The organism is Geodermatophilus chilensis (assembly GCF_002802985.1).
GTDB classification, from domain to species: domain Bacteria; phylum Actinomycetota; class Actinomycetes; order Mycobacteriales; family Geodermatophilaceae; genus Geodermatophilus; species Geodermatophilus chilensis.
Genome location: NZ_NVPT01000075.1, coordinates 1 through 19,226 on the forward strand (window position 1 = coordinate 1; position 19,226 = coordinate 19,226).

General features: G+C 75.6%; 21 protein-coding genes. 12 read left to right on the top strand and 9 right to left on the bottom strand.

What is annotated here, in order from left to right:
* Positions 1-395 precede the first annotated feature (395 nt).
* From CNO22_RS13970 to CNO22_RS13985, 4 genes are all read left to right on the top strand, one after another.
* The gene (locus CNO22_RS13970; protein ID WP_100499952.1) at positions 396-1,460 is read left to right on the top strand and encodes an FAD-dependent oxidoreductase; all 1,065 of its coding nucleotides are present in this window, start codon (positions 396-398) and stop codon (positions 1,458-1,460) included.
* Positions 1,461-1,633: 173 nt separating this feature from the next.
* Positions 1,634-2,551: an ABC transporter ATP-binding protein gene (locus CNO22_RS13975; RefSeq protein WP_100499953.1), complete on the top strand. Its 918-nt coding sequence runs from the start codon at positions 1,634-1,636 to the stop codon at positions 2,549-2,551.
* Positions 2,548-3,366 carry an ABC transporter permease subunit gene (locus CNO22_RS13980; protein ID WP_100499954.1) on the top strand — a complete coding sequence of 273 codons (819 nt, stop codon included), beginning with the start codon at positions 2,548-2,550 and terminating at the stop codon, positions 3,364-3,366. Before CNO22_RS13975 ends, CNO22_RS13980 begins: the two co-directional genes overlap by 4 nt.
* A 100-nt stretch (positions 3,367-3,466) precedes the next feature.
* Positions 3,467-3,814: a hypothetical protein gene (locus CNO22_RS13985; RefSeq protein WP_100499955.1), complete on the top strand. Its 348-nt coding sequence runs from the start codon at positions 3,467-3,469 to the stop codon at positions 3,812-3,814.
* A 1-nt stretch (position 3,815) separates the two neighbouring features.
* On the opposite strand, the gene CNO22_RS13990 is transcribed toward CNO22_RS13985, so the two are convergent.
* Entirely contained in the window at positions 3,816-4,970 is a 1,155-nt protein-coding gene (locus CNO22_RS13990; RefSeq protein ID WP_100499956.1) for an MFS transporter, read from the bottom strand.
* A 384-nt stretch (positions 4,971-5,354) separates the two neighbouring features.
* On the opposite strand from CNO22_RS13990, the gene CNO22_RS28360 reads away from it, so the two are divergent.
* Together CNO22_RS28360 and CNO22_RS14000 are read left to right on the top strand one after the other, a co-directional pair.
* Positions 5,355-5,705 carry a class I SAM-dependent methyltransferase gene (locus tag CNO22_RS28360; RefSeq protein WP_198588320.1) on the top strand — a complete coding sequence of 117 codons (351 nt, stop codon included), beginning with the start codon at positions 5,355-5,357 and terminating at the stop codon, positions 5,703-5,705.
* A gap of 25 nt (positions 5,706-5,730) precedes the next feature.
* Entirely contained in the window at positions 5,731-6,261 is a 531-nt protein-coding gene (locus CNO22_RS14000) for a DUF488 domain-containing protein (protein ID WP_100499957.1), read from the top strand.
* Positions 6,262-6,328: 67 nt separating this feature from the next.
* Here CNO22_RS14000 and pruA read toward each other — a convergent pair whose 3' ends face one another.
* Complete coding sequence (pruA, locus tag CNO22_RS14005) at positions 6,329-7,951, bottom strand: L-glutamate gamma-semialdehyde dehydrogenase (protein WP_100499958.1); 1,623 nt, start codon at positions 7,949-7,951, stop codon at positions 6,329-6,331.
* Between the two features lie 13 nt (positions 7,952-7,964).
* The gene (locus CNO22_RS14010; protein ID WP_100499959.1) at positions 7,965-8,900 is read right to left on the bottom strand and encodes a proline dehydrogenase family protein; all 936 of its coding nucleotides are present in this window, start codon (positions 8,898-8,900) and stop codon (positions 7,965-7,967) included.
* 124 nt (positions 8,901-9,024) lie between these two features.
* On the opposite strand from CNO22_RS14010, the gene CNO22_RS14015 reads away from it, so the two are divergent.
* Positions 9,025-10,146, top strand: coding sequence for a PucR family transcriptional regulator (locus tag CNO22_RS14015; protein ID WP_100499960.1), 1,122 nt, complete (start codon positions 9,025-9,027; stop codon positions 10,144-10,146).
* A gap of 12 nt (positions 10,147-10,158) precedes the next feature.
* Here CNO22_RS14015 and CNO22_RS14020 read toward each other — a convergent pair whose 3' ends face one another.
* Positions 10,159-10,638, bottom strand: a complete 480-nt coding sequence (locus tag CNO22_RS14020) for a DUF2867 domain-containing protein (protein WP_100499961.1) — start codon at positions 10,636-10,638, stop codon at positions 10,159-10,161.
* Positions 10,639-10,736: 98 nt separating this feature from the next.
* Here CNO22_RS14020 and CNO22_RS14025 point away from each other — a divergent pair, with 98 nt between their 5' ends.
* The 3 genes from CNO22_RS14025 (at position 10,737) to CNO22_RS14035 (ending at position 14,358) form a co-directional block, all read left to right on the top strand.
* Positions 10,737-11,351 carry a TetR/AcrR family transcriptional regulator gene (locus CNO22_RS14025; protein ID WP_100499962.1) on the top strand — a complete coding sequence of 205 codons (615 nt, stop codon included), beginning with the start codon at positions 10,737-10,739 and terminating at the stop codon, positions 11,349-11,351.
* A 95-nt stretch (positions 11,352-11,446) separates the two neighbouring features.
* On the top strand, positions 11,447-12,052 hold the full coding sequence (locus CNO22_RS14030) for a biliverdin-producing heme oxygenase (RefSeq protein ID WP_232807027.1): 606 nt from the start codon (positions 11,447-11,449) through the stop codon (positions 12,050-12,052).
* Positions 12,049-14,358, top strand: a complete 2,310-nt coding sequence (locus CNO22_RS14035; protein ID WP_100499964.1) for a SpoIIE family protein phosphatase — start codon at positions 12,049-12,051, stop codon at positions 14,356-14,358. Before CNO22_RS14030 ends, CNO22_RS14035 begins: the two co-directional genes overlap by 4 nt.
* Positions 14,359-14,454: 96 nt before the next feature.
* On the opposite strand, the gene CNO22_RS14040 is transcribed toward CNO22_RS14035, so the two are convergent.
* Positions 14,455-14,862 carry a four-helix bundle copper-binding protein gene (locus tag CNO22_RS14040; protein ID WP_100499965.1) on the bottom strand — a complete coding sequence of 136 codons (408 nt, stop codon included), beginning with the start codon at positions 14,860-14,862 and terminating at the stop codon, positions 14,455-14,457.
* A gap of 122 nt (positions 14,863-14,984) precedes the next feature.
* Here CNO22_RS14040 and CNO22_RS14045 point away from each other — a divergent pair, with 122 nt between their 5' ends.
* Entirely contained in the window at positions 14,985-15,377 is a 393-nt protein-coding gene (locus CNO22_RS14045) for an ArsR/SmtB family transcription factor (RefSeq protein ID WP_100499966.1), read from the top strand.
* 41 nt (positions 15,378-15,418) lie between these two features.
* On the opposite strand, the gene CNO22_RS14050 is transcribed toward CNO22_RS14045, so the two are convergent.
* The 4 genes from CNO22_RS14050 to idi all read right to left on the bottom strand — a co-directional run bounded on the left by CNO22_RS14050 (position 15,419) and on the right by idi (position 18,143).
* Positions 15,419-15,697 (bottom strand): hypothetical protein, encoded by a 279-nt coding sequence (locus tag CNO22_RS14050; RefSeq protein ID WP_100499967.1) that lies wholly within the window; start codon positions 15,695-15,697, stop codon positions 15,419-15,421.
* A 28-nt stretch (positions 15,698-15,725) separates the two neighbouring features.
* Positions 15,726-16,505: an SDR family NAD(P)-dependent oxidoreductase gene (locus CNO22_RS14055; protein ID WP_100499968.1), complete on the bottom strand. Its 780-nt coding sequence runs from the start codon at positions 16,503-16,505 to the stop codon at positions 15,726-15,728.
* A 74-nt stretch (positions 16,506-16,579) separates the two neighbouring features.
* On the bottom strand, positions 16,580-17,392 hold the full coding sequence (locus CNO22_RS14060; protein ID WP_100499969.1) for a polysaccharide deacetylase family protein: 813 nt from the start codon (positions 17,390-17,392) through the stop codon (positions 16,580-16,582).
* A 208-nt stretch (positions 17,393-17,600) separates the two neighbouring features.
* Positions 17,601-18,143 carry an isopentenyl-diphosphate Delta-isomerase gene (gene idi / locus CNO22_RS14065; protein ID WP_100499970.1) on the bottom strand — a complete coding sequence of 181 codons (543 nt, stop codon included), beginning with the start codon at positions 18,141-18,143 and terminating at the stop codon, positions 17,601-17,603.
* A gap of 96 nt (positions 18,144-18,239) precedes the next feature.
* On the opposite strand from idi, the gene CNO22_RS14070 reads away from it, so the two are divergent.
* A complete protein-coding gene (locus tag CNO22_RS14070; protein ID WP_100499971.1) occupies positions 18,240-19,073 on the top strand; it encodes an alpha/beta fold hydrolase in 834 nt (277 codons plus the stop codon).
* Positions 19,074-19,226: the final 153 nt, after the last annotated feature.

Sequence of the window (19,226 nt, forward strand, 5' to 3'; positions counted from 1 at the left end):
TAAGAAGTGAGTCTCTGCTATACGAAGCGATGTGTCGTGTTGTGTGTTAGGACGGCGACGACATGGCGGTACTCGCCTGCAGGCGTCGTCGGTAGCGTCAGCTGTGTATAACAGACAGCCCCCCGGCGGTGCCGGTCGTCGTGCCCGGCGGCGTCGTCCCCCACGACGCCGCCGGTCGATCCGCCGGCGGCTCCGTCCCCCCGTGCGATGGAGACGCCGGCTGTCCTCGGGGCCCCGGTCGGGGCCGGTCTTGCCGCGACGCCGTCGGTTCTCGTCGTCTCGGTGACAGGGAGGACTCTGCTGACCCATCCGCAGGGCACCCGCCGGGCAACCGCAAGAGATCCGCAAGGTGTCGGGGCCGGAAGGGACGGCGTGCGCGCGGGGTTGACCCCCGCGTGGACAGGGACGTCGAGGTCGTCGTCATCGGGGCCGGCCAGGCCGGCCTCAGTGCGGCGCACCACCTCGCGCGGCTGGGGCTCGACCTCGTCGTCCTCGACGCCGAGGCCCGCCCCGGCGGCGCCTGGCAGCACCGCTGGCCCTCCCTGACGCTGGCCCGCACCCACCACGTGCACGACCTGCCCGGCCTGCCGTTCCCACCGGCGGGGGACGACGTCCCGGCCGCCGACGCGGTGCCCGCCTACTTCGCCGACTACGAGCGGCACTTCGCGCTGCCGGTGCACCGGCCGGTCCGGGTCCGCGCCGTCCGCCCCACCAGCGACGACCGGTTCCGCGTCGAGACCACGGACGGCGAATGGACCGCCTCCGCCGTCGTCAACGCCACCGGCACCTGGACCCGGCCGTTCGTGCCGCGCTACCCGGGGCAGGAGGTCTTCCGCGGTCGCCAGCTGACCCCGGTCGACTACCGGGGCGCCGCGGAGTTCGCCGGTCGGTCGGTGGTCGTGGTGGGTGGCGGCGCCTCGGCGGTGCAGCTGCTCGGGGAGATCGCCGAGGTCGCCGACACGACCTGGGTGACCCGGCGCCCACCGGTGTGGCGTGAGGAGCCGTTCGGCCCGGACGAGGGACGGGCGGCGGTCGCGCTGGTCGAGGACACCGTCCGCGAGGGCCGGTCCCCGGGCAGCGTCGTGGGCGTCACCGGGCTGGTCGTCACGCCCTGGGTCCGGGAGGCGCGCGCCCGCGGGGTCCTCGACCGGCTGCCGGTGTTCGACCGGCTCACCCCCGACGGCGTGGCGTGGGACGACGGCCGGTTCGTCCGCGCCGACGCCGTCCTGTGGGCCACGGGGTTCCGCGCGGCGCTGGGCCACCTGGCGCCGCTGGGCCTGCGCGGGCCCGGCGGCGGCATCCGCATGGAGGGCACCCACGTCGCCGGGGAGCCGCGGGTCCACCTGGTCGGCTACGGCCCCTCGGCGAGCACGGTGGGCGCGAACCGGGCCGGCCGGGAGGTCGCGGTGGCGCTGCGCCGCCTGCTGCGCCCGGATCCGGCGCTCCTCCGCTCGGCCTGAGAAAGGCCCCTCTCCTGGGTCCCCTCGCGAGCTCGGGGACGCCCTGGAGGGGGCCGTTCGGTGATCGGGGACCGTTCAGGGTCGGTCCAGGGGCTTCCCGGATACCCGCGGGAGCCGGCGGCCGAGAGCCTCGACGCCATGACCTCCCCGACCTCCCGCGGCCCGGTGACCCCGTGATCGCCGCGCACCGGCTCACCAAGACCTACGGCGACCGCACCGCCGTCGACGGGATCAGCTTCACCGTCGAGCCCGGCCGGGTGACCGGCTTCCTCGGCCCCAACGGCGCCGGCAAGTCGACGACGATGCGGATGGTCCTCGGGCTGGACCGGCCCACCTCCGGCAGCGTCACCGTCAACGGCCGCCGCTACGCCGACTCCCCTGCCCCGCTGCGCGAGGTCGGCGCGCTGCTGGAGGCCCGCGCCCTCCACCCGGGCCGCTCGGCGCGCGACCACCTGCGCTGGCTGGCGCTCAGCAACGGCATCCCGCGCGCCCGCGTCGACGACGTGCTCGACCTGGTCGGCCTCACCGCGGTCGCCGGGCAGCGGGTGGGCCGGTTCTCCCTCGGCATGGGGCAGCGACTGGGCATCGCGGCCGCGCTGCTGGGCGACCCGCCGGTCGTCGTCCTCGACGAGCCGGTCAACGGCCTGGACCCCGAGGGCATCCGCTGGGTGCGCACCCTCGCCCGCGACCTCGCCGCCGAGGGCCGCACGGTGTTCGTCTCCAGCCACCTGATGAGCGAGATGGCGCTGACCGCCGACCACCTCGTCGTCATCGGCCGCGGCCGGGTGCTGGCCGACTGCTCGACGGCGGAGTTCGTCGCCCGGCACGCCGCCTCCCACGTGCGGGTGCGCAGCCCGCAGCACGACGAAGTCGCCACCCTGCTGCGCCGCGAGGGCCTGGACGTCGCCGCCCACGGCGGGGAGCTGCGGGTGCGCGGCCTCGACGCGGCCGCCGTCGGCGAGCTGGTCGGCCGCTCCGGCCTGCTGCTGCACGAGCTGACCCTGGTGCGCTCCTCGCTCGAGGACGCCTTCATGACCCTGACCGCCGACAGCGTCGAGTACGCCGCCACCCCCGCAGGAGCCACCCGATGAGCAGCACCGTGGGCACGCACGCCTGGACCCGCACCGAGACCCCGGCGGCACCCGGTACCGGCGCGACGCTGCGGGCGGAGTGGGTCAAGTCCTGGACCGTCCGCTCGACCCCCTGGTCGCTCGGCGCGATGTTCGTGCTGGGTGCCGGCCTCACCACCCTGGTGTGCGCGCTCAGTGCCGAGGCCCTGGCCCGCGGGGACGTCGACGAGCCGGTCGGTGCCTTCGTCACCTGGGGCATCATGTTCGCGCAGGTCACCGCCGTCGTCCTGGGCGCGCTCACGGTCACCAGCGAGTACGGGACCGGGATGATCCGCGCGACGCTCGCGGCGACCCCGCGGCGCGGTGCGGTGCTGGCGGCCAAGGCCGCGGTACTGGCCTCGACGCTGTTCGTCGCCGGCACCCTGACCGCGCTGGCGGGCTACCTCGGCGGCAACTGGTTCCTCGAGCGCGAGGGCATCGGCCTGGCCCTCACCGACGACGGCGTGCTGCGGTCGATCGTCGGCAGCGGCCTCTACATGGCCGGGCTCGGGCTGTTCGCCGCGGGCGTCGGCCTGCTCGTGCGGCACACCGCCGCGGCGCTGGCGATCGTGCTGGGCCTGGTCTTCGTCGTCGGCAACCTGGTGATGGTGCTCCCCGGCGCCTGGGGCGAGTGGGCGACCAAGCTGATGCCGGGCAACGCCGGGTCGGCCATCGCGACGCCGCAGTCGTTCAACCCGCTGCTGCTCGACCCGTGGGTGGGCTTCGCGGTGTTCGTCGCCGAGGTCGCCGCCGTCCTGGCGCTCGCCGCCGTGGTGTTCACCCGCAGGGACGCATAGCCGCGCTCCCGTTGCCGGCGTTCCTCGTGCACTGCGGGTCCTGCAGGACCCCCGGGGCACGGAGAACGCCGGCAATCCGGTGGGACGAGAATGGCTCGACGTGACGACACCCGACCCGCAGACCGCCGGACGGCGGACCGCCGACGAGCTGGTCCGCCGCCTCTCCGCCGACGACGCCGCCGGGGTGGACCAGCTGCTCGCCGGCATCACCGAGATCCGCCACCTCGTGTTCGTCGGCGCCGGCCTGACCGCGATCGCCCGCGCCGACGGCCGGCGCCTGCCGCCCGCCCAGCGGGCCCAGGCCAGCACCCGACAGCTGAACCTGGGACAGCTGCGCGACCGCCACCGCAACGACCCCGAGGGCCTGCGGACCTGGCTGCGCCGGTCGGCCGAGGAGGTGCTCTTCCTCCGCGCGCTGCGCGAGGCTGCCGCCCGCGTCGCCGGCTGACCTACGGCCGCGTCGCCGCTCGGGCCAGCGGGAGGGTGAGCAGCAGGGCGACGGCCACGAGGACGTAGGTCCACGGCAGGCCGATCCCGGCCGCGACGAGGCCGAGCACCAGCGCGCCGACGGCGGTCCCCGCGTCGAACGAGGCGTTCCACACCGCGCTCACCGTGGTGGCCCCGCCCTCGCCGGCGCGGGCGAAGGCGGCCAGCAGCGTCAGGTTCTGCACCGTGCCGTAGCCCGCGCCGAAGACGGCGGCGCCGGCGAGCACCCAGCCGGCCCCGGCGCCCAGCCCCAGGGCGACGGCCGCCAGCCCGACCGCGGACACGAGCAGCGCCAGCGGCAGCAGCAGCCGGGTGCCGGTCCGGTCGGCCAGCGCCCCGGTCCGCCACCGGGACAGCGCCGCGGTGACACCGAAGGCCAGCAGCGCCGCGGTCGCCAGGACGCCGTCGGGCCGCTCGATCGGCAGGAACGTCACCAGCCCGCCGCCGGCGAGGGTGACCACGAGCAGCACCGCCGACGGCGCGAGCGCGGCGCGCACCGCGGCCCGGGAGGACGACGTGCCGGCGGGCGGGTCGGCACGCGCCCCGCGGACCACGCCGGGCACCAGCGGCAGCGCGAGCACGGGCGCGGCGGCCAGCCACGCCGTCCAGGTCGCGTGCCCGCCGAGCACGAGCGCCACCCCGGCCGGGACGAATGCCAGGTTGGGCACCGCGATCGCCAGCCCGTAGAGGCCGATCGACTCGCCGCGCCGCTCCGGCGGGGCGACCCGCGCGGCCAGCGTCGCCCCGAGCACGGTGAGCACGGCGAAGCCGAGGCCGCGGACCGCGGACACGGCGGAGAGCCAGAGCAGGCCGTCGTCCACCGCGTAGAGCGGTGACGGGGCGCCCAGGGCGACCAGGCCGGCGGCCAGCACCGGCCCCGCGCCGAACCGGGCGGTCAGCGCCGGCACCACCGACTGCCCCGCGACGGTGACCGCCAGGAACACCGCGGTGACCACGCCGGCGGTGTCGGCGGCGGCGCCTCCGGCGACCGCGTACACGGGCAGCGAGGCGAGGGTCAGGCTGAAGCTGGTGAAGCCCAGAGCCGTCGCGCCGGCCAGCGCCCGCACCGCGGGCAGCCGCCACAGCGACGTCCGCGGTGTCGTCGTCCCCCATGCCACAGCGCTCCCCTCGACCGGGCGCCGTCGCCCGACCGCCCAGCATGACCGGTCGACCGCGGTGCACCATCCGGGGGTGCCCCCACCTCCGCGCGTCCCGTCGACGGACCGTCCCCGCCCGGTGTTCGGCCGGCTGTACGCCCGCATCAGCGAGGGGATGGACACCGAGGGCCTCGGCGCGCTCCGCACCGAGCTGCTGGCGCCGCTGTCCGGGTCGGTGGTGGAGATCGGCTGCGGCAACGGCCGCAACTTCGCGCACTACCCGACGTCGGTGATCGGCGTGACCGCGGTCGAGCCCGAGCCGCACCTGCGGGGCCTGGCGACCCGGGCGGCGGCGGCCGCGCCCGTGCCGGTCACCGTGGTCGCCGCACCGCCAAGGCGCTGCCCGTGCCGGACGGCGGTGCCGATGCCGCCGTGCTCTGCCTGGTGCTGTGCTCGCTACCCGACCGCGACCGGGCGCTCGCCGAGGTCACCCGCGTGCTGCGGCCCGGCGGGACGCTGGCCTTCCTCGAGCACGGCCTGGGCGACACCCGGTCGGTGCGCGCGGTGCAGCGCCTCGCCGACGCGACGCTGTGGCCGCTGCTGGCCGGCGGTTGCCACACCGCCGTCGACCCGGTCGGCGCGATCGAGCGGGCCGGGTTCGAGGTCACGGCCCTGCGCCGGCTGCGGTTCCCCGACTCCCGCCTGACCCTCCCGGCCACGCCGCACGTGCTGGGCCTCGCCCGCCGACCCGGCTGACCGCGCCCGGGGGTAGGGAGGTGGGGTGCCCCTGCTGACCGTCGGCCACGGCCCCGACGACCGCACCCGTCTCGGCGCCCGGCTGACCGGGGCGGGCGTCGAGACGGTCGTCGACATCCGGCGGTTCCCGGGCAGCCGCAGCAACCCCGACGTCCGACGGGAGGCGCTCGAGCACTGGCTGCCCGCCGCCGGCGTCGGCTACCGCTGGGACGCCCGGCTGGGCGGGCGCCGACGGCTGCCGCCGGACGAACCCGTGGCCGACGGCTGGTGGACCGTCGCCCAGTTCGCCGCCTACGCCGCCCACACCCGGACGCCGGAGTTCGCCGCGGCGCTCGAGGAGGTGCTGGCCGAGGCGGCGACGGCGACGGTCGCGGTGATGTGCAGCGAGAGCGTGTGGTGGCGCTGCCACCGGCGCCTGGTCGCGGACGTCGCCGTCCTCGGTCGTGGGGTGCCGGTGCGCCACCTCATGCCCGACGGCCGCCTCACCGAGCACCGCCCGTCCGAGGGTGCCGTGGTCGATCCCGACGGCCTGGTGCACTGGCCGGGACCGCGGTGACCAGCGTCAGTGGCCTCGTCCCGGGTCCCGACCTGAGCCTGCGAAGGGCGGGGAGGACGAGGTCCTTCTACATGTGCGGATAACGGTGGTCGGTCGGCGGCACGAACGTCTCCTTGATCGACCGGGTCGACGTCCAGCGCAGCAGGTTCTGCGCCGCGCCGGCCTTGTCGTTGGTGCCCGAGGCCCGCCCGCCGCCGAAGGGCTGCTGGCCGACGACGGCACCGGTGGGCTTGTCGTTGACGTAGAAGTTGCCCGCCGCGAACCGCAGGAAGCGCTGCGCGTGCTCGATCGCCGTGCGGTCCTGCGCGATGACCGCCCCGGTGAGTGCGTACGGCGCCGCGGACTCCATCTGGGTCAGCACGGTGTCGTAGTCGGCGTCGTCGTAGACGTGGACGGCGAGGATCGGCCCGAAGTACTCGGTGGTGAAGACCTCGTGACCGGGGTCGGTGCCCTCGATGACGGTCGGCCGGACGAAGAAGCCCTCGGAGTCGTCGGCCTGGCCGCCGGCGACGATCGACAGCGCCGGGTCGTCGTCCACCCGGTCGAGCACGCCGGAGAGCTTCGAGAAGGAGTGACGGTCGATCACCGCGCCCATGAAGTTCGAGAAGTCGGTGACGTCGCCCATCGGCAGCGACTCGGTGACCGCGACCAGGTCGTCGCGCAACCGCGCCCACACCGAGCGCGGGATGTAGGTGCGGGAAGCCGCCGAGCACTTCTGCCCCTGGTACTCGAAGGCGCCGCGGACCAGCGCGGTGCGCAGCACGTCCACGTCGGCCGAGGGGTGGGCGACGACGAAGTCCTTGCCGCCGGTCTCCCCGACGATGCGCGGGTAGCCGCGGTAGGAGGCGATGTTCTCCCCCACCCGCCGCCACAGCATCTGGAAGACCGCGGTGGACCCGGTGAAGTGGATGCCGGCGAGGTCGCGGTCGGCGAGGGCGACGTCGGAGACCGCGGCCCCGTCGCCGGTGACCATCGAGATGACGCCCGGCGGCAGCCCGGCCTCCTCCAGCAGCCGCATGAGGAAGTGCGCGGCGAACTGCTGGGTGGGCGCGGGCTTCCAGACGACGGTGTTGCCCATCAGCGCCGGCGCCGTCGGCAGGTTGCCGGCGATCGCGGTGAAGTTGAACGGGGTGACCGCGTAGACGAAGCCCTCGAGCGGCCGGTGGTCGGTCCGGTTCCACACGCCGGGGCTGGACTGCGGCTGCTCGGCGAGGATCTGGCGGGCGAAGTGCACGTTGTAGCGCCAGAAGTCGATCAGCTCGCAGGCCGAGTCGATCTCGGCCTGGTGGGCGGTCTTGGACTGGCCGAGCATCGTCGCGGCGTTGAGCGTCTGCCGCCACGGCCCGGACAGCAGCTCGGCCGCGCGCAGGAACACCGCGGCGCGGTCGTCGAACGACAGGTGCTGCCACGCGGGGGCGGCGGCCTTGGCGCAGGCCACCGCCTGCTCGGCGTCGGCGTGCGTGGCGTTCGCGGCGGTGCCGAGGACGGCGGCGTGCCGGTGCGGCTGGACGACGTCGAAGTGCTCGCCCCCGCCCATCCGCTGTTCCTCGCCGATGGTCATGGTGAGCTCGAGCGGCTCGCCGGCCAGCTCGGTGAGGCGCTGCTGCAGCGCGGCGCGCTCCGGTGAGCCGGGGGCGTAGGTGAGCACCGGCTCGTTGCGCGGCGGGGGGACCTGGGTGACGGCGTCCATCGGGATCTCCTGTTCAGGACGTGCTGACGAGGGAGCGCAGGAAGAAGCGCAGGTTCGCGGGACGCTCGGCCAGCCGGCGCATGAAGTAGCCGTACCAGTCGGCGCCGTAGGGGACGTAGGCGCGCACACACAGGCCCTCGGCGGCCAGCCGGCGCTGCTCGTCGGTGCGGATGCCGTGGAGCATCTGCACCTCCCACGAGTCCGGCGTCCGGCCGTACTCGGCGGCCAGCCGCTGGGCCAGCTCGACCATGCGGGGGTCGTGCGAGCCGATCATCGGGTGGCCGGGCCCCCGCATGAGGACGCCGAGGCAGCGCGCGTAGGCGGCGTCGACGTCTGCGCGGGACTGCCACGCCACCGACGGCGGCTCGTCGTAGGCGCCCTTGACCAGCCGCACCCGCGAGCCGGGGACGGCGAGCGCGGCGGCGTCGTCCTCCGTGCGGTGCAGCGCGGCCTGCAGCACCGCGCCGGTGCCCGGGTGGTCGCGGCGCAGCTCGGCGAGGACGGCGAGGGTCGAGTCGACGGTGGCCGACTCCTCCATGTCGAGGGTGACCGTGGTGCCGATCGCCGAGGCCGCCTCGGCGACGGGCCGGACCAGCTCCAGCGCCAGGTCGGTGCCACCGCCGGGCAGCGCCTGGCCGAACGCCGAGAGCTTCACCGACACCTCGGCCGCGCGGCCCAGTCGCAGCGGCGCCAGCCCGTCGAGCAGCGCCAGGTAGGCGTCGCGCGACCGCACCGCCTCGGCCTCGTCGGTCACACCCTCGCCGAGGTGGTCGAGGGTCACCGCGAGCCCCCCGGCGGTGAGCCGACGGACGACGGCGAGCACGTCGTCGAGGGTCTCGCCGGCGACGAACCGGTCGACGACCCGGCGGGTGGCCGGGATGCCGGTGACCAGCCGGCGCAGTTCCGGGCGCCGGGAGGCGCCGAGCAGCAGGGCCTTCTGCGAGAGCACGCGCCACCTCCGCCACCGGGGGACCTGACGCCTCCGACGCTAGGCAGCCGCGGTCCGCACCACCAGCGACAGACGTACGGTCTCCGCCGTCGGGTGTCATACACGTGTACAGGGGGACGACGGCGTGCGCGACGAGCTGCAGGAGCTCGTCGACCGGGTCGCGGCCCTGCTCGGCGCCCCGGCGACCCTCGAGGACGCCGACTTCACCCTGCTGGCCTTCTGCGCCCACCCGGTCGACGGCGCCGAGACGCCGGTGATGGACGCCGTGCGCACCCGCTCGATCCTCGGCCGCGGGTCGACCCCGGAGACCCGTCGCTGGTTCGAGGACTTCGGCATCGCGGTCGCCGAGGGTCCGCTGCGCACCCCGGGCGACCCGGACGCCGGCATCCTCACCCGGCTGGTGCTGCCGGTCCGGCACGCCGGGCGCACCCGCGGCTACCTGTGGCTGCTCGACGGCGGACGCACGGACCCCGCCGCCGACGACCCCGCCCTCGCCGCGGCGGTGGAGCTGGCCGCCGAGGCGGGCCGGCTGCTGGCCGAGCGGGAGGAGGACGCCGGCGACCTGGGCCGCCCGCTGGCCGCCGCGCTCACCGGCACCCCGGCCGCACAGGCGCAGGCGGTCCGGACGCTCACCGCGGCCTGGGGCGGGCGGACGCCGGTGGTGCTCGTGGCGCTGCGGCCGGCGGGCGCGGGACTGCCGTCGCCGTGGCGGGCACCGGCCGCGGGTGCGGTCAGCGCCGTGCTCCCCGGCGAGGGACTGGTCGCCGTCGCCGTTCCGCTGCCCGGTCCGGCGGACCTGCGCCCGGCCGCCGCGGTCACCGCCGCCGCGCTGGCCGGTCTGCCGTCCGGCAGCACCGCCGGGCTGTCCGCCGTCGGGGCCGACGCCGAGGCGCTGCCCGACCGCTGGGAGCAGGCGCGCACCGCCGCACGGGTCGCCGCCGCCGTCCCCCGCTTCTCCCCCGTGGCGCACTGGGGGGAGCTGGGTGCGTGGCGGCTGGCCGCGGCGCTGCCCGGGCCCGATCCTGCCGTCCGCCCGCTGCTGGCCGACCCGGTGCTCACCGCCACCGCCGAGACCTGGCTGGACGCCGGGTGCAGCCCGGCGCGTGCGGCCGCGACCCTGCACGTGCACCGCCAGACGCTGTACCACCGGCTCGGGCGGATCGAGGCGCTGATCGGTCTGGACCTCGCCGACGGCGACGCGCGGCTGCTGCTGCACGCCTCGCTGCGCCGCGCCCGGCTGCCGTGACGGGCAGTGTCCTCACCGGGCTGCCCGGATTCTCCTCTCGGCGTCGCGGAGCACCCGGGGCACCAGCCGGCGGTGGACGGCGGACAACGGGGGCCACACGACCTGCCCCACGCGCCGGTCGTGGTGCAGGCAGGTCGTCCACGACACCCGGCCCTCGGCCGTCTGCACGAGCATGTCGGCGCTCAGGAACCAGGAGGCGGCCTCCAGCCGGATCCAGTCCTCGCCACGTCCGCCGACCCGCCATCCGCCGACGGTGGCCGGCGAGCGTCCCCGGCTCAGTCGGAGCCCGAGGAGACCGCGCCAGATGACCCACTCGGCGCTGCTGGGGACGTCGCCGAACATGGCCCGGGCCCACTGCTCCGGGGTGGCCTCCGCGTCCGTGGCGAGGACGAACCGGTCGGCGTAGTCGATGTCGGGCAGGGAACTGAGCGCGCGGACCGATGCGGGGACCTCGCACGTCCCCACGGTGCGCTCGATGAAGACGGTGCTCATCTCGGTGCCTCCGTTCGTGCATACGATGCCGTATACGGAGACGCTAGCCGTTCTGTACGGCGGCGTATACACGGTGGCGCGCCGAGAGGGGACACGTCATGGGCGTGACCCGCACACCGCGAGACAGGTGGATCGAGGAGGGGCTGCAGGCGCTGGCCGCCGGCGGGCCGGACGCCGTCCGCGTCGAGGCGCTGGCGAAGGAGCTCGGCGTCACCAAGGGCGGGTTCTACGGGTCGTTCGCCGACCGGGACGCGCTGCTCGAGGCGATGCTGGACACCTGGGAGCGGGAGAGCACCGACGAGGTGCTCGACCGCATCCAGCGCGAGGGTGGCGACCCCAGGACCCAGATCCGGCGCGCGGGCGTGCTCACCTTCTCCAGCGACCGGCTGCTGCCGATCGACCTGGCGGTCCGGGACTGGGCCCGGCGCGACGAGGCGGTCGCCGAGCGCCTGCGACGGGTGGACAACCGGCGCATGGCGCTGCTCCGCGAGATGATCGGCACCTTCTGCTCCGATCCCGACGAGGTCGAGGCCCGCAGCCTGGTCGCCTTCTGCGTGGCGATCGGCGAGCACTTCCTCGTCGCCGACCACGGCGCCCGCACCCGCGCCCAGGTCCTCGCCCGCGCCACGGACCTGCTGCTCGACCGCCCTCCGCGGAGCACGACAGCGCCGTCGGAGGACCCACCGGGTCGCCGCCGAGCAGCCCCCCGTTGACCGGATCGTGACCGGTACCACGCCCCGTCCAGCCCGCGCCGCGGCGGCGGGGGTCGCCTAGTCTCGGAACCGGGATGGCTGTGGGAGGAGAGGCGTTGCCTCGACACGCGGGGGGCGCTGACGTCCTCACCGAACTGCGCACGGCCACGGCCGTCGAGCACGAGCAGGTGGAGACGACCCTCGGCCTGATGGACGACCGGCTGGGCCGCGATCGGCTGGTCGCCGTCCTCGCCCGGCTGCACGCCTTCTGGACGGCCGCCGAGGCCGGCCTGGACGCGTGGGCCGCCCGCTCGCCGGCGGACGCCGAGACCGTCGCCTGGTCGCGGCGGCGCCGGGCGCACCTGTTCGCCGAGGACCTGCGCGCCCTGGGTGCCGAGCCGGACACGACGGCCCTGCCCGAGCTGCCCGCGGTCGAGGACACCGACCAGGCCCTGGGCCGGCTCTACGTCCTGGAGGGCTCCACGCTGGGCGGCACCTTCATCTCCCGCCACCTGGCCACGCTGCCCACGCTGGGCCCCGACGTCCGGCTGGGCGCCTTCTCCCCGTACGGCGCCGAGACCGGCGCCATGTGGCACGCCTTCCGCCGGGTGACCCGCGACCGGGTCGCCGCCGGCGGCGACGCCGGCCGGGTGGTCGGCGCCGCGCGCGCCACCTTCACCGCGCTGGCCGCCTGGTGCGCGCCGGTCGGGGCCCCTGCGTGACCGGCTCCGAGATCGACCTGCTGCCGGCGGGGACGCCGGTCGACCTCGCCAACTGCGACCGCGAGCCGATCCACGTCCCCGGCAGCATCCAGCCGCGCGGCGTGCTGCTCGCGGTCACCGAGACCGACGTCGTCGTCGAGCAGGTGTCGGAGAACCTCGCCGACCTGGTGGGCGTGGCGCCCGACGACGCGCTGGGCCGGCGGTTGCCCGACGTGCTCGGGGTGGTGGCCGCCGAGGCGGTGGCCCGCTCGGCCAGTGGTTTCGGCGGCCTGCGGGAGCGCAACCCGGTGGAGGTCGCCCTCGACGTCGGGGGCAGGCCGGTGCCGGTCGATGCGCTGCTGCACCGTGCGGTCGTCGGCCCGGACGACGGCATCACCCCGCCAACGGTGCTGGTCGTCGAGCTCGAGCCCGCCCGCGGCCCCCGGCCGTTCTCGTTCCCGAACACCTACCAGGCGGTGCGCGGCACGGTCGGCGACCTCAACCGCGCGACCTCGCTGCAGGAGCTCTACGACATCACCGCGCAGGCGGTGCGCGAGCTCACCGGGTTCGACCGCGTGATGGTCTACCGCTACGACGCCGACTACAACGGCGAGGTCGTGGCCGAGGCCAAGCGCGCGGAGCTCAACTCCTTCCTCGGGCTGCACTACCCGGCCTCCGACATCCCGGCGCAGGCCCGGGCCCTGTACGAGAAGAACTGGATCAGGCTGATCTCCGACGTCGACTACCGGCCGGTGCCGCTGCGCCCGGCGCTGGTGCCCTCGACGGGGACGCCGCTGGACATGACCTTCTCCACGCTGCGCAGCGTCTCGCCCATCCACGTCGAGTACCTGCACAACATGGGCGTGCGGGCCTCCATGTCGATCTCGCTGCTGCGGGACGAGAAGCTGTGGGGGCTCATCGCCTGCCACCACTACTCCGGTCCGCACGCCCCGCCCCACGCCACGCGGGCGGCCGCGGAGTTCCTCGGCTCCACGCTGTCGCTGCGCCTGGTCGACCGCGCCGAGGAGGGGGAGGTGCACCGCGCGCTGCGGGTGCGCTCGACGCTGGCCTGGCTGACCTCGGCCACCCTGGACGAGGACCGCCCGCTGACCGACACGCTGCTCGGCTCGCCGGACCTGCTCGACCTCCCGCCGGCCGACGGCGTCGTGGTGCACCTCCAGGGCCACCGCGGCAGCCGCGGCACGCCGCTGCCCCAGGGCACCGCGGAGGCGGTCGCGGCGTGGGCCGCCGCCCGGGGCGAGGACGTCGTGGCCACCGACTCGCTGCCCCGGTCCGCGCCGGGGCTCGGGGTGCCGGTCGACGTCGCGTGCGGGGTGCTCGTGCTGCCGCTGCCGGAGGGCCAGTACGTGCTCTGGCACCGTGCCGAGGCGGTGCGCAGCGTCGACTGGGGCGGCGACCCGCACAACAAGGCGATCGCCGAGCGCGAGGGCGACTCGGTGCGGCTGAGCCCGCGCAAGAGCTTCGAGCGGTGGCGGGAGACCGTCCGCGGCCGCTCCGAGCCGTGGACGGCGCAGGAGCTGGCCGAGGTCGGTGAGCTGCGCACCCACCTGCTGGAGGCGCTGTACGCGCGCAGCCGCAGCATCGTCCGCGCCGCGGAGACGCTGCAGCGCTCGATGCTCACCGCCCCACCGGAGTCGCCGCGGCTGCAGGTCGCCGTGCGCTACGTCCCGGCCGCGCGGGAGGCCCAGGTCGGCGGCGACTGGTACGACGTGTTCGAGCAGCCCGACGGCTCGATGGTGGTCGTCATCGGCGACGTCGTCGGGCACGACACCGAGGCCGCCGCCGAGATGGCCCAGCTGCGCGGGCTGCTGCGCGGCATCGCCTACGACAGCGCCGACGGCCCGGCCACCGTGCTGCGCCGGCTCGACTCCGCGGTCGCGGGCCTCGGGCTGCACGCCATGGCGACCGTGCTGGTCGGCCGCCTGAGCCCGGACCCGGCCACCGGCGGCGCCCGGCTGCGGTGGTCCAGCGCCGGGCACCTGCCCCCGCTGCTCGCCGAGCCCAGCGACGGCGTGCACCCGCTGACCACGCCGCGCGCCGAGCTCCTGCTGGGCGTGGACCCGGCGGCGCGGCGCAGCGAGTCCGAGGCGGTACTGGAACCGGGCTCGACGCTGCTGCTCTACACCGACGGCCTCGTCGAGCGGCGCGACCAGGTCTTCGACCTCGGCGTGCAGCGGCTGGCCGACGAACTGGCCGCCGTCCGGGACCGGCCGCTGGAGGCGGCCTGCGACGAGTTGATCGGCCGGATGCTGCCCGAGGGCGCCGAGGACGACGTCGCGCTGGTCGCCGTCCGGCTGCGCGGCTGAAGAAGGACCCCCCTGCCCCCCGCCTCTCGCACGCTCGCGGCGGGGCCCTGCAGGGGGCCGCCCGGGCAGCCGCGCTGCCCGGGCCCGCTGTCCCGCTCAGCCGAGGGAGCCGAGCAGCTCCCGGCAGGCGGTCTCGCAGCGCCGGCAGGCCTCGGCGCAGACCCGGCAGTGCTCGTGCATCGACGCGTGCTGCTCGCACTCGTCACCGCAGGCCTTGCAGGCCGCGGCGCAGGCCTCGAGCACGGCCCGGGTTAGGTTGGCGTCGTAGCCGGTGTGCCGCGAGAGCACCCGGCCGGTGGTGTCGCAGACGTCGGCGCAGTCGAGGTTGGTGCGGATGCACTTCGTGAGCTCGGCGACCATCTCCTCGCTGAGACAGGCGTCGGCGCAGGCGGTGCACGCCTGGGCGCACTCGTAGCCGGCCTCGATGCAGGCGGTGAGCTTCTGCCTGTCGACGCCCCCGAGGTCGGCGGGATAGGTGTCGAGCATCTGGCTGGCAACGGTCACGGGTGTTCCCTCCGTCGGCCCACGTCGGCGTGGGGCAATCTGGTCGTCGGCGGTCGCGGTGCCACCGCTACCGACCGGATACCCGGACGGACGTACGGACAACGGGAGCCTCGCGACACACCATGGACGACGACCGACCGCAGTCGCACCAGCACCCGGTGGACCCCGAGCGGGTGGCCCGTGCCCGCGCGCGGCTGCCCAGCCGGGACGACGCCGCCGCGCTGGCGAGCATCCTCACCCTGATCTCCGACCCGACCCGGGCGCGGGTGCTCTACGCCCTCGACGTCGCCGAGGAGCTGTGCGTCGGGGACCTGGCGCTGTCCCTGGAGGTGAACGAGGACGTCGTCGGCTACGCCCTGCGCGTGCTGCGCACCGCCGGGCTGGTCGCCAACCGCCGGGAGGGACGGGTCGTCTACTACCGGCTGGCTGCGGACTTCCCCGAGCCGTTGCTCGAGCACTGCCTGTGGCGCCTGATCGCCCTCAGCCGCTCCCCCGGCACGGACGACGCGCCGTGACGGGCGGGGCTCCCCGACGGGTTCCCGGGGAGCCCCGCCCGTCAGGCGCCGTCCTCCTGGGGCGGGGAGCTGAACCGGGCGCTGAGCCCGTCGCCCTGGTCGCCGCCCTCCCCCGGCAGCGGTGCCTCGTCCTCGGCTGCGCGCACGACGGCGTCGTCGACGACGTCGTCGTCCTCACGGCCGGCCGGGGCGTCGCGCTCGAGCTCCTCGAGCACCCGCCGCTCGTCGTCGGTCAGGTCGCCGGCGCCGAGGTGCTCCCCGGGTTCACCGGCGTCCGACCCGCTGGCCATGGCCGAGTCGGGGTCGTCGGGGCTGGTCATCGTCGCCTCCTCGGGGACGGCTGCCGGGTCAGCGCGGGAAGTTGGGTTCGAGACGCGGCACGATCTGCATCTCCGGCACGAAGGCCGCCGGGTGCAGCGTCACCAGGTACCGCACCATCTCCGCGACCGCCGACGGCGGCATCATCAGGTGGGCCGGGATGCCCCACTGCTCCATCATCGGCGTGTCCATGGCCGCCGGGATCACCGCCTGCACGCGGCAGGGGAAGGGCCGCTCGACGCCGTCCTCACCCGTGACGGCCTTCTCGCGCAGCTCCCGCTGGATGCACTTCGTGGCGTTGAGGAAGCCCGCCTTGGAGCCGTTGTAGGCGATCGCGCCGCTGCCCGAGGTGATCGCCGAGAGGCTCACGATGTGCACCACGTCGGCGGTGCGACCCTCCGGCAGGTGCTGCACCCGCTTCATGAACTCGCTGGTCAGGAAGACCGGGCCCTCGCAGTTGACCGCCTGCACCCGCTGGTAGTCCGCGAGGTCGATGTCGGTGATGTAGCCGGGCCGGTCGATGCCGGCGACGTTGGCCAGGATGTCGAAGGCGTCGCCGTGGGCGTCGAAGAGCTGCGCGACCACCGCGCGGCGGCTGGCGTCGTCGGTCACGTCGAGCGCGACGACCTCCGCCGACCCACCGGCGTCGGCCACCAGCTCGGCCGTGCCCTTGGCGCCGCCCTCGTCGATGTCGGCGATGGCCACGTGCGCGCCGGCCTCGGCCAATGCCACGCAGGTGGCCCGCCCCAGGCCGCTCGCCCCGCCCGTGACCAGGGCCACCCGCCCCTGCAACGCCCTGCTGTCGGCCATCCGCTCCTCCGTCTGTCGATCGAGCTGTCGCCGACCAGCCTGGTGGATGCCGCCGCCCGTCGCAGGTCGGGCGATCACGCCGTGGCCGCGGTCCCCGATGCCGTCCGGACGCCGCCGAGGCCCGTCCCCCACACGTCGGCCAGCGTGACCGTCTGCAGCCCGCGCTCGGCGATGAGTTCCAGCAGCTGGGCGTAGACGGTCGTGATCGTCGGCTGGTTGGCGTGGCCGACGACGATCGCCTGGGCGGCGAACCACCGGCGGGCGGCGTCCACCAGCTCGTCGGCGGTGAGCAGCCGGTTGTCCTCCAGCGTGCTGTTCCACATGACGACGGTCGGGTGGCCCAGCTCGGCGCTGATCCGCTGCACCCGCTCGTCGTGCGCGCCGAACGGCGGCCGCATGAACGGGGTGCGGATGCCGAAGGTGCTCTCGATCCAGTCCCGGTTGCGGCCGATCTCCTCGGCCACCTGGTCGTCGGAGAGCGTGGTCAGGTCGGGGTGCGACCAGGTGTGGTTGCCCATGGCGACCTGGCCGGAGTCGACGAGCGGCTGCAGCACGTCGCCGTTCTCCTCCCAGGAGGAGTAGCGGCCGTTGGGGAAGAAGGTCAGCCGGACGCCGCTGTCCTGGGCGAACCGGCACAGCGACCTGACCACCTCGGAGCTGGTGCCGTCATCGATGGTCAGCGCCAGCGACGCGCCGTCGCCCGGCAGCTGGTCGACGACGCCCGCGGGCGCGGGCAGCACACCCGGTCCTGACGGCGCGATCGGCTCGGCGGCCGCAGCGGTGCTCACCGGCGCCCGCGTGGGGTCGACCAGGCCGACCGTGCCGCGACCCACGGCCGTGCCGGCCAGCCCCGCGGCGAGGAAGAAGAGGAACCGACGGCGCTCCATGCCGCGGACGCTAGGGAGCGGCCTGCGCGCGCCCGCACAGCGACACGAGGGCTGCCGGGTGGCCGGTACTGCCCGTGCCGCGGCGGTCACCGGCCGTGCTCGGCGGCTCGTGGTGCGGGCTCCACGCGCCGTCCATGACCTGTCGCCACCGCCCCGTGCCTGAGCGGCCTGCGCGCGGGCTCCTCGGTGCTCCGACGCGCCCGGGCGGTCAGCCGACCGGGACCAGGCCGGCCGCCTCGATGAGGCGGGCCTGCTCGCGGCACCACGGCGACCACGCGTCGCCGTCCTCGGACTCCTGCCGCTGCCGGAAGGCCGCCCAGTCCAGCAGCTCCCACTCGCCGACCTCGTCGGGGTCCGGCGCCGGGGTGCCGGCGAAGCGGCCGAGGTAGACCGGGCAGACCTCGTTCTCCACGACCCCGCGGAACTCCGCGCGGTAGCGGTAGCCGGGCAGCGCCGGCCGCAGCTCGTCGACCTGCAGCCCCAGCTCGAAGGCCGCCCGGCGGGCGATCGCGGCGGCGTCGTCCTCATCGGGGCCGGGGTGACCGCAGACGGTGTTGGTCCACATACCGGGGAAGGTCTGCTTCCCCTCGGCGCGGCGGGTCACCAGCAGCCGGCCGGCGTCATCGAACAGGTAGGCCGAGAAGGCCCGGTGCAGCGGCGTCTCCCCGTGGTGCACCAGCGGCTTGGGCATCGCGCCGATCGCCGTCCCGTCGTCGTCGAGCAGGACGATGAGCTCCTCCGAGGTGACCACGGTGCCATCGTCCCGGATCGCCCGAGCACGCGCCGGACGCCGATCCGCCGCCGGCGATGACTGGCGCCGATCCCACCCGGGGGGCACCGTGCCGGGGTGGACAGCTTCACGCGTGACGGTCTGGTCTTCGACGTCCGGGACGGCGGTCCTGCGGACGGCGACCCGGTGGTCCTGCTGCACGGCTTCCCGCAGGACGCCGCCGCCTTCACCGCCGTCGCCGACCAGTTGCACGCCACGGGCCTGCGCACCCTCGCCCCCGACCAGCGCGGCTACTCCCCCGGCGCCCGCCCACCGGGCCGCGCGGCCTACCGGCTGCGGGAGCTCACCGACGACGTGCTGGCGCTGCTCGACGCCGCCGAGCTCGGCAGCGCGCACGTCGTCGGACACGACTGGGGCGGCATCGTCGGCTGGGCGCTGGCGGCCTGGCACCCGGAGCGGGTCCGCTCGCTGACCGCGCTGTCGGTGCCGCACCCGGCGGCGATGGCCAAGGCGTTCGTCACCAGCGACCAGGCGCTGCGCTCCTCCTACCTGGCGCTGTTCCAGGTGCCGGTGCTGCCCGAGCGGCTGCTGCTGGCCGTCGGCGGCGAGCCGTTGCGCCGGCTGCTCGCGACCAGCGGCCTGCCGGCCGACGTCGCCGACCACTACGTGCGACGGATGCAGGAACCGGAGGCACTCTCCGCGGCCCTGGCCTGGTACCGCGCGCTGCCCCTCGACGCCCGGAACCCGGTCGGCCGGGTCCGCGTGCCGACGCTGCACGTGTGGAGCACCCGCGACGCCGCCCTCGGCCGCACCGCCACCGAGCAGACTCAGGCGTTCGTCGACGCCCCCTACCGGCTCGAGGTGCTCGAGGGCGTTCCGCACTTCATCCCCGAGGTCGCGCCCGACCGGGTCGCCGAGCTGATCACCGAGCACGTCCGCGCGCACGGGTGACGGAGGGGACCGCACGCACGGAACCGACACTCACCGCCACTCGAGCACCTTGTGACGCGCGGCACACCCTCCTACCGTCGAGCCGCCCGGGGAACGAGCCGTCCGGCTGTCGGACGGCGAGCGACCCGGAGCCGCGGCCCGGCTGCTCACCCG